The sequence below is a fragment of the Psychrobacter urativorans genome, assembly GCF_904846695.1.
In the GTDB taxonomy this organism is placed as follows: Bacteria; Pseudomonadota; Gammaproteobacteria; order Pseudomonadales; family Moraxellaceae; genus Psychrobacter; species Psychrobacter urativorans.
In genome coordinates this window covers 102491-116639 of record NZ_CAJHBR010000005.1, presented here as the reverse complement: position 1 = coordinate 116639, position 14149 = coordinate 102491, and the positions used below count along the sequence as shown (strand labels likewise).

Here is a 14149-nt window from a genome sequence, read left to right as displayed (position 1 = left end):
TTAAAATGTATAAAATAAATAGCCATTAACTTTATAACTCTTATATTAAAAACATAGAAAAAGGACCTTCTTATGACTACTACTAAAGCAACCAATAAATCATTACTTGAGCGCCGCAAAGCAGTACTACCTACTGGACTTGGGGTAGCTTTTCCGATCTTTGCCGCTCATGCCAAAAACTCAGAAGTTTGGGATGTAGAAGGCAATCGTTATATCGACTTTGTTGGTGGTATATCGGTACTTAACACTGGCCATAGCCATCCTAAAATCACTCAGCGTGTTCATGAGCAGCTAGATAAATTTACTCATACCGCAGCACAGATGATCAACTATGAGTGCTATGTCGAGCTTGCGGAAAAACTTTGTGAAAAAGCGCCGATTAGCGGTGATAAAAAAGCTTTGTTCCTAACCACAGGCGCCGAGGCGGTTGAAAACTGTATTAAGATTGCTCGTGCTAAAACAGGTCGTCCTGGCATTATCTCTTTCGTCGGTGGCTGGCATGGTCGTACATTGATGTGCATGGGCTTGACTGGTAAAGTTATCCCGTACAAAAAAGACTTTGGCCCTATGCCGGGATCTATTTTTCATGCGCTATTTCCTTGTGAAGAGCAAAACGTAACTGAGGCGCAAGCGCTACATAGCATCGAGATGATATTTCAGGCATCCATTGATCCAAGTGAAGTGGCCGCAATGATTATCGAGCCAGTACAAGGCGAGGGCGGTTTCCATCAAGTGACTCCTTCATTTGCTAAAGCTTTGCGCGCTATTTGTGATGAGCATGGCATTGTGTTGATTTTTGATGAAGTGCAGTGTGGTTTTGCTAGAACCGGTACTTTATTTGCCACTGAGCAATTAGGTGTTGAGCCTGATCTGATGACTTGTGCCAAAAGCTTAGCGGGTGGTTATCCGATCTCCGCTGTCATTGGTCGCAAGGATATTATGGATGCTCCGCAAACAGGTGGCCTAGGCGGTACTTATTCTGGTAACCCTTTAGCTTGTGTGGCGGCTTTAGCGGTTATGGAAGTGATCGAAGAGGAAAACTTACTGGCACGTAGTATTGAGATTGGTGACAAGATTGCCGCCTTCTTAAGTGATATGCAACTGAGCAAAATTGGCCATATTCGTCATAAAGGCGCGATGCTAGCTTTTGAATTAATCGATAGCGAGGGTAACCCAGATGCTGCTGCGACTGCTAGTCTAAAAGCCAAAGCTTTTGAGCACGGTTTGTTACTAGCATCGTGCGGTATGCATGGCAATGCGATCCGTGTCATGGTGCCGTTAACTGTTGAAGACGAAGTACTGCAAGAAGGTCTTGATATCATCAAAACTTTATTGACTGCTTAATAAACTTATCGCTGATAAGTGATGAGGTTGAATAAGTCAGACCTTAAGCAAGGCAACTCAAAGTAGAATTTTAGATCAGATAGTGATCTAAGTTAAACCACGGCGCCTTGCACGACAAGACGCCGTTGTTGTTTGTAGAATTGCTATTTCACTATCGTTTGAAGCAATTAAAAAGATCGTAAATTATTTAATAATCGCTGTGAAGTAACTGGATTCAATCGATAAAGTCTTAAATAGCTACAGACTGAATCTATTAAGGATGATACCAAGACAAGGAGTAAGTTTATGTCTGGATTTAAAAAATCGCTGGGGATGTTCGATATTATTGCCTTAGCCTTTGGCGCTATGGTTGGGTGGGGCTGGGTAGTTCTAGCAGGGGGTTGGATTATTGCCGCCGGAACTTGGGGGGCGATGTTAGCGTTCTTATTAGGCGGTATGGCGGTGATCTTAATCGGTGTTACGTATGCTGAGTTGGCCGCATCTATGCCAGTTACTGGTGGTGAGCACACTTATACCCATCGAGCTTTAGGGGTCAATGTGTCCTTTATTTGCTCTTGGAGTATTCTGTTCGGTTACTTCTCTGTAGTGGCCTTTGAGGCGGTTGCGCTACCGACAGTAGTAGAATACTTCATCCCTAATTATAACCAAGGCTATCTATGGACCATTGCTGGTTGGGATGTCTATGCCACTTGGGTGGCAGTAGGTATGCTCGGCTCAGTCATTGTCACTTGGTTGAATATACGCGGCATGGAAGTGAGTGCTTGGTTCCAAAAAACAGCAGTAGTAGGTATTTTATTCGTAGGTATTTTACTATTTATTGGTGCCATATTATATAACCCTGCTAACTCGACGGCTGTACAAGCCCCTGCATTTATTGGTGGTGCTGCTGGGGTAATGGCGGTTATTGTCATGGTGCCATTTATGTTTGTGGGCTTCGATGTAATTCCACAAGCCGCTGAAGAGATTGATCTAACTCGACCTAATATTGGTAAGTTTTTGATTATCTCAATAGTTATCGCTGTGCTATGGTACGTTGCGGTTGCTTGGAGCGTCGGTACAACGCTACCGCTAATACAAGCAGAAAACTCTACTTTGGCTACTGCAGATGCCATGACCAACGCTTGGAGTGGTAAATGGGCTGGGATTTTATTAGTGATTGGTGGGGTACTTGGTATTCTATCTAGTTGGAATGCCTTTTTAATTGGTGGTAGCCGCTTGCTTTATGCGATGTCAAAAGCACACATGCTGCCAGCATTTTTAGGTAAGCTACATCCAAAGTACAATACCCCAATGAATGCTATTTTATTGATAGGTGGCTTGGCTACGCTAGCGCCCTTGTTCGGTCGTAAAATGCTAGTGTGGATCGTCGATGCCGGTGGCTTTGGTATTGTCATAGCTTATACTTGTGTCGCTATCTCCTTCTTAGTATTGCGCTACCGTGAACCTGATATGGTCCGTCCCTTTAGAATACCAGCGGGTAAGTTAGTAGGGGTAATCACTATTATTTTAGGTCTTTGTCTATTGATGTTGTACATGCCAGGCATGCCCTCGGCGCTTATCGCCATTGAATGGTGGATATTCTTAGGCTGGACAGTACTAGGTATCGTTTTATATAGCTATGCAAGAATCAAGTATCCGGGTATTAGTGAAGCCATTATGAATGAGGAATTACGTGAATTAAAAATTGTTAATCAATTATGGCTAAAGGAAAATCCGCCTAAAAAATAAGCAGATTTAATCAACAGCTATCAATAACTTAATACTAAAAAAGCCTAGCGTCAATTCGATACGCTAGGCTTTTTTTATGTTATCTGTCTTATCTTAAAAGAATGTGACCTTATCAAGATAAGCAGAGGTTCGCATTGACCCAGGTTTATGCTGTGGTTTTATTGCGTATGAGTTTGTAATTTAAAAACTCAGTAATACCAAGGGTACCTAGCTCTCGACCAAATCCTGAGCGCTTGACCCCACCAAAGGGTGTGCTGGCTTCAGTACCAGAAGGCGCATTGATAGTGACCATGCCTACTTCTAACTTGTCAGCAATCTGTGCAGCTAGCTCTGGGCTTTGGGTTTGTACCGAAGCGCCAAGGCCAAAGGGTACGTCGTTTGCAATTTTAATAGCATCATCGATATCCTGAGCTTTATAAATCACTGCCACAGGGCCGAACAACTCCTCACGGTAAACGTCCATGGAATCAGTGACATCTGTGAGTACGGCAGGCTTAAACCAAGCGCCAAGCTTATCAGTTATTTTGCCGCCCTCAACCAATACCGTTGCTCCAGCTTTGACAGCACTGTCCAGCTGCTTTTGTAAGTTATCAGCGGCAGCTTTTGATGACATAGGACCAATAAAGGTTTGCTCATCTAAGGGATCAGCTAAGGTCATGGCATTGACTGCAGCAGTAAAGCCTTTAACGAAATCGTCATAAACGTCGGCAACGACAATCAAGCGCTTAGCGGCATTACAGGCTTGACCAGTATTACCAAAGCGTCCAACGATTGCACCTTGTATCGCCTGCTCAATATCAGCGTCCGCTGTCACAATAAAGGCATCAGAACCACCAAGTTCTAATACGACTTTTTTGAGGGCGCTGCCTGCTTCTTTAGCAACGGCTGCACCAGCACGTTCAGAACCGGTGAGAGAGATGCCTTGCACTCTTTTGTCTTGAATAATGGTGGTGGCTTGCTCATTGGTCGCAAAGATATTGTTGTAAACACCATCAGGTAGGCCGGCGTCTTTGAGAATCTCAACGATAACTTCTGCAGTATTAGGGCATTGCGGCGCATGCTTTAGGATAATGGTATTACCCGCCATAACGTTTGGCGCCACAAAACGAGCAACCTGATAGTGTGGATAATTCCATGGCATAATGCCTAGCAGCGCACCAACGGGATATTTTTCTACCTTAGCCGTACCTTCATCAACTGCGATCTCGCTAGGTGCTAATAGCTGTTCTGCGTTGTCTGCATAATAGCGGTAAATCTCTGCTACTAGGCCGATTTCGCCTTTGGCTTGTGCCACTGGTTTGCCCATTTCAGTAGCAACGATTCGTGCAAGCTCATCTTGACGCTCAACATAAATGTCAGCAACCTTATGTAATAAAGCACTGCGCTCACTAAGCGGCACATGACGCCAGTCTTGATAAGCGGTATCGGCATGTTCGATAGCTTGCTGGATATCTTTATCACTAGCGACTGGATAGGTGGCTTGAAGCTCACCAGTGGCTGGGTTATTGACTTGATAATCGCTCATAAAATCTCCTTGGATTAGAATCCATTTTTAGTTATGTTTTAAAGATAGGGACTAAATAACAAACCAACCAATAAATACTTTTACAATGTATTTACTGCTGGCTACTGCTGGGTAATATAAGCAATATTGCTATCATTAAAAATAATTGCTTTAGTCTGTACTCTCACTACCTGATGCTTAAGGAAGATTTTTTCAAGGTGTTCAATCGTTAAGCTGTCATTTATATCAGCGTATTGAGGGGCAGTAGTGCTGAGTTCATCGAATAAAAATTGAGATAAAAAAAGCCCAACATCAACATGTTAGGCTTTTTTTAGTTATAGCGATAAAGAGTTATTGTTAATAAGTACACAGCACTTAACGTCTATAGCTTTATTGAGCTGCTATTTATTATCTCTGTGCACTTTTTTCGGCATAGGCTTGTCTTTTACTATAGACAGAGCTGTCTTTGTAGAGGGTTTATTATAAGGTGTTACAGGCTCATTACTGGCAAAACGATCGGATACTTTGCCGCGGTTTTTGCTACCTGACTTTAAGTGTTTTTTTATTCTCATGACTGAGTAAGCATCCGATGTTGCTTGCTCCTCGATCAGTGCTTGATTATATAGTCCTTGATAAACGGCTAAGGTTTCTTCGATCATTTCACGCATAGTAAACAGATCAGTCATATTAGGGCGAGTAACACTCTCTAACTGGTTCCTGACGGCTTTACAAAGCGCTTGAGCATTGTGTTTTTTGACTAATCCTTGCGGATACAAAGGCTGTAGTATTTCAGTGAACGCCGCTTGATCCCAGCCAATTACTGGAGTCCCTAAATGTATGGCTTGCAAGGCGTTAATACCGATAGACTCAGGCTGATTGGCTAAAGCCATGACAATATTGGCTGCTGATAGCCATTCGCGCATATCATTACGTTTGCCACCGACATAAGTAATGCGCTCACTCAAGTTCAAAGCATTGCTACGCTGGCGAAAGTCTTCATGCGCCACATCACCCTCTCTATAGTCTTCATCCATAATAATCACATGAATGAGCGGAAACTGCTCCTGCAAATTACCTAAGATATCAATCAGCCATTCTTGACCGTACTCATGACCGATAATCGTCGGAAACACTAGCCACTTTTTATGTTCAAGCTCAGGATATTCAGCAAAGGTGCGACGTATCCAATAGACGGAAGGGTTGTGTCGATAAGGGTAGCGACGAGTATCAATACCACGATAAATACGTCTAATAGCTTTACTGCCCATATGCTCACGGCGCAGACCTTTTTTGAGATAATTGGTCACGCTGTCAGAGACGGTGATAATAGTATCGACGTCAAGTAGGGCTTTTGAATATTTATTAATAGGATAAAAACCATACATCGTCGATACTAATTTGGGCGGACGACTAACTCGCGCTCGACGCAGAGCTAAATGTAGTATCCATGCTGGCGTACGCGAGTGCACGTGGATGACGTCAGGGTTATACTGTTCAATCAAATGACGTAAAGGTATGATTTGTAATAACGATATCCAAGACTTTTTATTCATGTGCAATTGGTGATACAAGGTACCGTCGCGCTCAAGACGTTTGACTAACTCATTATCATAGTCAGCGCTGGAGATAATAATAGAAGTATGGCCGTTTTTTACCAAAGCACGACCAAGATGAAAAATACCACGTTCGGATTCATCATGTTTTAGAGACGACAACAAGCGCATAACTATCATAGTAGCAACAACTACTCAGTAAAATATTTAAAGGTTAAAAAGCATGCCAGCTGCTATTGTCAGTTAAAAACTAGCAAAACTCAACCATAACCGCAAACTAGCCTAGAGAAATAAGTACTTTTGCCAGCAGTTGTAAATACAGCACGGCTATTTATAGTAGCTTATTAATCAAGCTCCCTCATTATTAACGCAGAGCCATTTTAGCCAACACTAACGACGCTTTTGTAGATAGTCGGCATTAGGGAGTATTTGTTTTTCGCTAAGATACTTCCAATAGCGCTGCGGCAAATATTGCTTGTGTAGCCGTGAGTTTTTGCGCTCTTTGATATTAACATTAGTAAAGTAACCTTGCCAAAAGCGCTGATAACGCTGCTCATCAGCACTATGAATGCTGGCCGGATTGCGCAGCACCGCATTATCAAGGTCGGTAATAGTTTGCAATTCGGCCGGGCGAGAGGCTGTACTTTGGCTTTTGTCGTAGTAAATACCATAGCCACGGGCTAAGTCATAAATCGCCCAATGTTGATCCTGATAGCGTTGGCGAAAGTGCTCTCCAATCAATGGCAACACATTGAAATCAGGTTCTACTCGAGCAAAATAAATATCATCGGTAGTGTGCTCAAAGCGCACAAAAGCTTCCATACGATGTTTTTCTCGCCCAACTGACTTTACCGTTTGTGCCAACTCCAACACATAAAGATTACCTAAGTCTTGTAAGATGGCGCGCTTAGGATAGTCGATGGCGTATTTGATTACCTGAAATAAGGTAGTACCGATGTCCATCTTTTCGGATAAAAAGCCCCATAGGACTTGGCGCATACCTGAGCGGCCTAGTAGCTTATTTAACTTGATTAACACTCTTTGAGCTTTTTCATCATCGATAGCCACACTACTAGCGGCACTAATCAATGAGGGGACATAACAATCTTGGGCGGTCAACTGTAAGCTCGGATCGTGCTGAAGTTTATTATCGTACACATAATATACAGCGCTGAGCCAACCCTCAAAGCTTGGCTCATAAAGCACGATACTAGCGGTCAAATGACCTAGCGAATAGCTGTCTTTTGCGATCAGTGCTGACATATTTTCCTCAAGTTGCTATCAATTAAATCGGCTCAGATAGAGGTGATGATTGCCGCACTGTTTAAAATAAAGCTAACTGGCCACTACGCTGATCTTTAAACTTAGTCTGAGTTTGCGCCAATACATACTGTCGAAAGTTATCACGAGTCAGATGCGAGAGGTGCTCGTTCTTACCAGTAGTGGCGATAAAGTATTTAGCGCGGTTTACCGCTGCGCCCATTTTCTTTAGATGATATAAAGTTAGCTGATTAAACTTACGGGCTTTTACTATCTTTTTAGCAGTCTTAACCCCAATGCCAGGAATCCGGACGATCATCTCGTAAGAGGCGGTTTGAATATTAACAGGGAAATGCTCACGATGACGAATCGCCCAAGCCAACTTAGGATCACAATCTAGATCTAAAAACGGTGAATCCGGCTCGACAATTTCATGAGCCCCAAAGCCGTAAAAGCGCATTAACCAGTCGGCTTGATAGAGACGGTTTTCACGAATCATCGGTACTGGAGTACCAATTGCTGGCAAGCGGCTGTCAGACAGCATCGGCACATAGCCAGAGTAATAGACGCGTTTGAGATCGTATTGTTTATAAAAGTGACTCGATAGCTGGATAACTTGTAGATCTGTCTCGTTACTAGCGCCAACGATCATCTGACTGGTCTGACCAGCTGGGACAAATTTTGGTGCTTTTTTATGGGTTTTACGACTTTCACGGATAGTGATGATTTCTTCTTTCACCGTTTCCATTGGGGCTTTTAGTTGCTCATGTGACTTCTCTGGTGCTAGTAGTGCTAAGCCGGACTTAGTAGGAATTTCGATATTAACGCTCAAGCGATCGGCATACAGGCCCGCTTCTAATAGCAGCTCTTTTGAGGCACCAGGGATAGTCTTTAGATGAATATAGCCATTAAAACGTTCACGAGTACGCAGGATCTTAGCAACCTCGACTAAGCGCTCCATAGTGTAATCACCGCTTTTAAAGATACCGGAGCTGAGAAATAAGCCTTCGATATAGTTACGACGATAAAACTGCATAGTCAAATCGACTACTTCTTCGACGCTAAAAGCGGCACGTATAGTGTCATTGCTCTTACGAGAAGTACAGTAAGCACAGTCATAAATACAATGATTGGTTAATAAAATTTTCAGTAGGCTGACACAGCGACCGTCTTCAGTATAGCTGTGACAAATACCAGTCGCTGAGGCATCACCCAAGCCACCGCCTTGGTTCTTACGCGTGCCAGCAGAGGAGGAGCAAGAAACATCATACTTGGCAGCATCGGCCAAAATGTTCAGCTTGCCTTGTAGTCTTTCATAATTGATGGTTGCCATAAGTAAGGATTTACCACTTAATTAGTAGAAGACTATTTTAGCAAAGTGCTAGGTAAGTCACTGTAATTATTGGATAAACAACAAAACTATACGACAACGGTTGTCGTATGAGACAGCCATTGTGTGAGCCCTAATGATATAGGCGCAGCAGACAACTAGTGTCGTTCATTAACAGGAATACAGCCAAGTAGTCCATCGCCATAACCGCAGTGTTTTATCTCTACACTTATGGCTTCTAGCTTTATAAACAGCCCTGTAAATAGGCAATAATCAAGGATGCATGGACTCATAAGCGCCAGCCGCTAGCCGTTAACCAGCATCAGATAGAGGGCTGCTAATGACGACATCGTCACCTTCTAATTGCACAGGATAAGTGTCAATCTGGATACTGTCATCATCTAAGCACTGACCAGTAGCCAGATTAAAACGCTGCTTATAAATAGGGGAGGCGACATAAAGTACGGCCTTCTCTACACCTTTATGATCAGTGATAACGGTATCACCAAGTAAACCTCTAGAGAGTACGTTGGCTTGACTAAAAGGATCATAATTATCAACCGCGAACAGTTCTGCTTGCTTAGTACAAAAGATGGCGACCTGTTTGCCATTGATTAGTGCGCAGACACCAGTCTCTGGAATGATATCATGAAGTTTACAAACGGTTTGCTGGGACATTAGATAATCCTTAAAGAGTAAGGGTAAAGGTTAACGACAACGAACGGCAGCCTAAACAAGTTCAATGGTTTTAATCTGGGCTTTTTCAGCCTCAGTTGCTGGGCGAATTTGTTCGCGCTCAGTTACAAACACCACATTATCATCGCCTTTTTCGCTATTGACGAAATGACGGAAACGTTTGAGTTTCTCAGTATCAGTGATAGTCTCTTTCCACTCGCAGACATAGTTATCAATTAGCAGCTGCATCTGTGCTTCTAGCTCAGCCGCTATCTCTAAACTATCGTTAATGATGACGTCTTGCAGATACTCAAGACCGCCCTCTAAGCTCTCCCGCCATTTTGAGGTGCGCTGCAATTTGTCAGCGGTCTTAATGTAGAACATAATGATGCGGTCGATATACCGCACTAGGGTTTCAGTATCGAGATCGGTGGCGAACAGCTCGCCATGACGCGGGGTTATACCGCCATTACCACAGACGAATAAATTCCAGCCATTTTCAGTCGCTATCATGCCAAAGTCTTTACTTTGCGCCTCAGCACATTCTCGCATACAGCCAGATACGCCCATTTTTATTTTATGTGGGGAGCGTACCCCTTTATAACGGTCCTCAAGTCTTAATGCTAAGCCGATGCTATCATCGACGCCGTAACGGCACCAGTTATTGCCAATGCAAGACTTTACCGTGCGCAGCGATTTGCCATAAGCATGTCCCGTCTCAAAGCCGGCTTGTACTAGCTCAGTCCAGATATCTGGCAGTTGCTCCAGTCTTGCACCAAACAAGTCGACACGCTGACCACCCGTAATCTTAGTGTATAAGTTATAGTCTTTGGCCACTTGACCCAGCACAATGAGCTTGTCAGCAGTAATCTCGCCACCTGGTACGCGCGGTACTACTGAATAGGTACCATCCTTTTGGATATTACCCAGATAGTAATCGTTGCTGTCTTGTAGTGGGGCCAACTCAGGTTTGAGCACATAATCATTCCAGCACGAGGCCAAGATAGAGGCAACAGTCGGTTTGCAAATCTCACAGCCGCGGCCACTACCATGCTCAGTCAATAGCGCATCAAAGGTTTTGATCTCATGCACCCGAACTAAGCTGTATAAATCTTGACGCGAGTAAGAAAAATGCTCACATAAGTCATTATTGACTTCAAAGCCTAGGGCCTCTAACTGATAGCCTAAGGTGTCTTTGACCATGGGCGCACAGCCGCCACAGCCTGTAGCAGCACTAGTACAGGCTTTCACGTCCGCTATTGAATAGGCGCCGCCCTCGACCGCTGCGCAGATATCGCCTTTGCTGACGTTATAGCAAGAGCAAATAGTCGCGGTGTCGGGAAGGTTTTCAATACCCATTACCGGCTTTTCAACATTGGGCAATATCAAGCTCTCAGGATGAGCGGGCAGGTCGATATCGTTCAGATACAACTGTAATAGGTTGTTATAGTCCTCGGTATCGCCGACTAGTACTGCACCCAGTAGCTTTTTATTATCATCGGTGGTGACCAGCTTTTTATAAATGCCCTCTTTAGGGTTTTGGTACAAGTAGCTTAAGCTGCCCTCAGTCTTGCCTTGCGCGTCACCGATACTACCCACGTCCACGCCCATGAGTTTGAGCTTAGTACTCATATCCGCACCAGCGAAGGTTTGCTTAGTATCACCAGCGATTTGTGCGGCGCAAATACTCGCCATGCTATAGCCGGGTGCCACTAGACCAAATACCTTATTGTCCCACACCGCACACTCGCCAATCGCGTATATATTCTCAGCAGTAGTACGGCACTGTCCATCGATTAAAATACCACCGCGCGCGCCCAGCTCAACGCCGCACTGCGAGTTGTTTTTCACAATGCCATCTTGCGGCCGAATACCGGCACTAAAGACGATCATATCGGTATCGAGCGAAGTCTCATCGGTAAACTGCATCGTCAGATAATGATCATCTTCGCTCTGCACGCTGTTGTTATCGATGATCTGTTGGGTATTTTTACCCGTCAGTACCGTCACCCCAAGGGCTTCGATTTTTTGTTTGAGTATCTCGCCGCCAGCAGGGTCTAATTGCACGCCCATAAGCTGCGGGGCAAACTCCACTACATAAGTCTCAAGGCCTAATGTTACTAAGGCTTTCGCCGCCTCAAGCCCCAATAGACCACCCCCAACCACCACGCCCTTTTTGACTTTGGGCAGCTCAGCGATCGCCAGTATCTCATCCAAATCGGCAATGGTTCGATACACATGGCAGTGCGGATGGTCTTTGCCTTCGATTGGCGGTACAAAAGGATACGACCCCGTTGCCAGTACCAGCTCAGCGTAGCCTATCTGCTCGCCATCTTTGGTCGTGATGCACTTATTAGCGGCATCGATATCGACAATGCGCTGATTTAAGTGCAGATTGACCCTGGCGGACTCATAGGTGGCGAGGTCGACCAAGTTGAGCTTGCTGGCATCCTTATGCTCAAAGTAGCTGGACAGATATACACGATCATAAGCCGGGCGGTCTTCCTCAGCGAATACATGGATATCAAAGCACTCATGCAAGCCTTGCTCAATGATTTTGGTGATAAAGTGATGGCCGACCATGCCATTGCCAACCACTACTAACTTCGGTTTATGCGACGTACTCACTGTAGGGTTACTCATGCGCTTATCCTTGATAATGGGCTGGTTTAGATAGAGCTACCTGAATACCGTTATTACTACCTTATGATCACAGCCTAGGTGGCTAATCTTAGCTAATAACACAAGCAGCAGGTGGGCTCTTGTCCCTACAAAGCATCAATAACTGTGCCAAGCCTAGTGCTAGAAGGTGGTTTATGATCGATAGTTTATAAGAGTCATATCAAGACAGGGGTGGTAGTATCAGGGGGTTTGAAACTATTTGAAGAAGGTGGTTTACTACTCATAAAAGTAATAATGGTAAGTCTAGAGTGGGTTGTTAGCAAAGTATCACTGCACCAAAATAACCTGTTCAATGCACTGCATTGGTATTTATTAAGCGGGTTAGCTGTCGTCATTAGTGCCCTATAGTTGAGTTTTATTTATTATCGATTTACGGTTAAAGATTACTTACAAGTCACTTAACACTAAGCGTTACTGCTTGAAGTGTTGACGGAATTTCAGGCGTATAACGATTTTTATAAGGGCAGATGGCATAGCCATTGCACCTTGATAGCTGTTCTAACTGATAAGTTTCTGTATTTAACTTATTGCAACTATCCAAGGTTAGCCACATAAGGAAATCGCCTATGTCATCGTCACTGCTCATTCCTCCCTCTAAAGACAAGATCAACGTCTTATCTTTTACCGGTAAAAACAGGATTCTGCATTTAGGGTGGATGGCATTTTTCTTCACCTTTTTTGTATGGTTTAATCATGCGCCTTTTTTATCAGCGATTGGCGAGAGTCTTAATCTGACTAGAGATCAAGTGAAGACGCTGCTGATTTTAAATGTGGCCTTAACTATCCCAGCCCGAGTTATTGTAGGAATGCTCACGGATCGCTTCGGTCCACGCTTGGTGTATACTGCGATTTTGGCTATTGGAGCGCTTCCCTGTTTTACCTTCGCTTTTGCTCAAGATTATAATACTTTAGCTTTGTCGCGTTTTTTGCTGGGTTTTGTAGGGGCAGGTTTTGTCGTGGGTATTCGTCTGATGAGTGATTGGTTTCCGGCTAGTGAGCTGGGCACAGCCGAAGGTATTTATGGTGGCTGGGGTAACTTTGGTTCAGCAGCAGCGGCATTATTGTTACCCACAATTGCTATCATCGCGGCGGCCATATTTGGGGGCGATGAAGGCTGGCGTTATGCGACTGCAACCTCGGGCGTGGTGATGATGCTTTATAGTGTGATATTTTATAAGTTGGTACGTGATGCGCCTAAAGGAGCGACGTATTTTAAACCGAAAAAGTCTGGAGCTATGATGGTGACCTCAGCCGGTGACTTTTGGCTGATGATGGTGTTTAAGCTGCCGATGTATTTGGCATTAGCTTTATTGACTTGGAAGTTGTCACCTGCCGGTGTGCATTTAATCAGTCACTCCAGTGTTAATATTATTTATATTGGCTTGATTGTTCTTTATCTTTACGAATTTGTGAGTAGCTATCGTTTTAATAAAGAGATATTCACTACGCCTATGCCTGAAGCACACCGTTACGACTTTAAACAAGTAGGTGTTTTGAACATTTTATACTTTGCAACTTTCGGCTCCGAGCTAGCCGTAATCTCCATGTTGCCGCTTTTTTATCAGGAGACCTTTAGTCTATCGATGGTGATGGCTGGGGTGTTAGCTTCTAGCTACGCTTTTATGAATTTGATGTCGCGCCCAGGGGGTGGTTGGCTCAGTGATAAGTTCGGTCGTAGAATTACTTTATTAATTTTGACAGCGGGTCTGGCAATAGGGTACCTGTTGATGGGCTTTATGGATTCAACGTGGCCCCTAGCTTTAGCTTTACTGATTACTATGTTCTGCTCGTTTTTTGTACAAGCAGGAGAAGGGGCAGTGTTTGCGGTTATCCCTTTAATCAAACGTAGCATGACCGGACAGTTCGCAGGGATGACAGGAGCTTACGGTAATGTGGGGTCAGTGGTCTACCTGACTATCCTCAGTCTGGTCTCCTATCAAGTCTTCTTCTTTGTGATCGCTGCAACAGCAGTAGTTGGATTTTTAGCACTATTCTTGTTAAAAGAGCCAGAAGGGGTCATCATCGAAGAGATGCCGGATGGTACCTTTGCCCAGATTCAGGTGAGCTAAAAGT

Annotated in this window: 9 protein-coding genes; 3 read left to right on the top strand and 6 right to left on the bottom strand. The window is 44.1% G+C overall.

Annotated elements, in window-relative coordinates; translation table 11 throughout:
- Positions 1–72 precede the first annotated feature (72 nt).
- The gene (gabT, locus tag JMY09_RS05565) at positions 73–1344 is read left to right on the top strand and encodes a 4-aminobutyrate--2-oxoglutarate transaminase (RefSeq protein ID WP_201622606.1); all 1272 of its coding nucleotides are present in this window, start codon (positions 73–75) and stop codon (positions 1342–1344) included.
- Positions 1345–1629: 285 nt separating this feature from the next.
- Positions 1630–3072 (top strand): APC family permease, encoded by a 1443-nt coding sequence (locus tag JMY09_RS05560; protein ID WP_201622605.1) that lies wholly within the window; start codon positions 1630–1632, stop codon positions 3070–3072.
- A 145-nt stretch (positions 3073–3217) separates the two neighbouring features.
- On the opposite strand, the gene JMY09_RS05555 is transcribed toward JMY09_RS05560, so the two are convergent.
- The 6 genes from JMY09_RS05555 to nirB form a co-directional block, all read right to left on the bottom strand.
- Entirely contained in the window at positions 3218–4597 is a 1380-nt protein-coding gene (locus tag JMY09_RS05555) for an NAD-dependent succinate-semialdehyde dehydrogenase (protein WP_201622604.1), read from the bottom strand.
- A 380-nt stretch (positions 4598–4977) separates the two neighbouring features.
- Positions 4978–6309 (bottom strand): glycosyltransferase, encoded by a 1332-nt coding sequence (locus tag JMY09_RS05550; protein ID WP_201622603.1) that lies wholly within the window; start codon positions 6307–6309, stop codon positions 4978–4980.
- Positions 6310–6519: 210 nt separating this feature from the next.
- On the bottom strand, positions 6520–7392 hold the full coding sequence (locus JMY09_RS05545) for a TIGR03915 family putative DNA repair protein (RefSeq protein ID WP_201622602.1): 873 nt from the start codon (positions 7390–7392) through the stop codon (positions 6520–6522).
- Positions 7393–7453: 61 nt separating this feature from the next.
- On the bottom strand, positions 7454–8722 hold the full coding sequence (locus JMY09_RS05540; protein ID WP_201622601.1) for a putative DNA modification/repair radical SAM protein: 1269 nt from the start codon (positions 8720–8722) through the stop codon (positions 7454–7456).
- Positions 8723–9031: 309 nt separating this feature from the next.
- Positions 9032–9397, bottom strand: a complete 366-nt coding sequence (gene nirD, locus JMY09_RS05535; RefSeq protein WP_201622600.1) for a nitrite reductase small subunit NirD — start codon at positions 9395–9397, stop codon at positions 9032–9034.
- A gap of 51 nt (positions 9398–9448) precedes the next feature.
- Positions 9449–12037: a nitrite reductase large subunit NirB gene (gene nirB, locus JMY09_RS05530; protein ID WP_201622599.1), complete on the bottom strand. Its 2589-nt coding sequence runs from the start codon at positions 12035–12037 to the stop codon at positions 9449–9451.
- 605 nt (positions 12038–12642) lie between these two features.
- On the opposite strand from nirB, the gene JMY09_RS05525 reads away from it, so the two are divergent.
- A complete protein-coding gene (locus tag JMY09_RS05525) occupies positions 12643–14145 on the top strand; it encodes a NarK family nitrate/nitrite MFS transporter (protein ID WP_201622598.1) in 1503 nt (500 codons plus the stop codon).
- The last annotated feature ends 4 nt before the right edge of the window (positions 14146–14149 follow it).

Coding starts and splice junctions, on each gene's coding strand:
- gabT (WP_201622606.1), top strand. CDS start 73: ATGACTACTACTAAAGCAACCAATAAATCATTACTTGAGCGCCGCAAA.
- JMY09_RS05560 (WP_201622605.1), top strand. CDS start 1,630: ATGTCTGGATTTAAAAAATCGCTGGGGATGTTCGATATTATTGCCTTA.
- JMY09_RS05555 (WP_201622604.1), bottom strand. CDS start 4,597: ATGAGCGATTATCAAGTCAATAACCCAGCCACTGGTGAGCTTCAAGCC.
- JMY09_RS05550 (WP_201622603.1), bottom strand. CDS start 6,309: ATGATAGTTATGCGCTTGTTGTCGTCTCTAAAACATGATGAATCCGAA.
- JMY09_RS05545 (WP_201622602.1), bottom strand. CDS start 7,392: ATGTCAGCACTGATCGCAAAAGACAGCTATTCGCTAGGTCATTTGACC.
- JMY09_RS05540 (WP_201622601.1), bottom strand. CDS start 8,722: ATGGCAACCATCAATTATGAAAGACTACAAGGCAAGCTGAACATTTTG.
- nirD (WP_201622600.1), bottom strand. CDS start 9,397: ATGTCCCAGCAAACCGTTTGTAAACTTCATGATATCATTCCAGAGACT.
- nirB (WP_201622599.1), bottom strand. CDS start 12,037: ATGAGTAACCCTACAGTGAGTACGTCGCATAAACCGAAGTTAGTAGTG.
- JMY09_RS05525 (WP_201622598.1), top strand. CDS start 12,643: ATGTCATCGTCACTGCTCATTCCTCCCTCTAAAGACAAGATCAACGTC.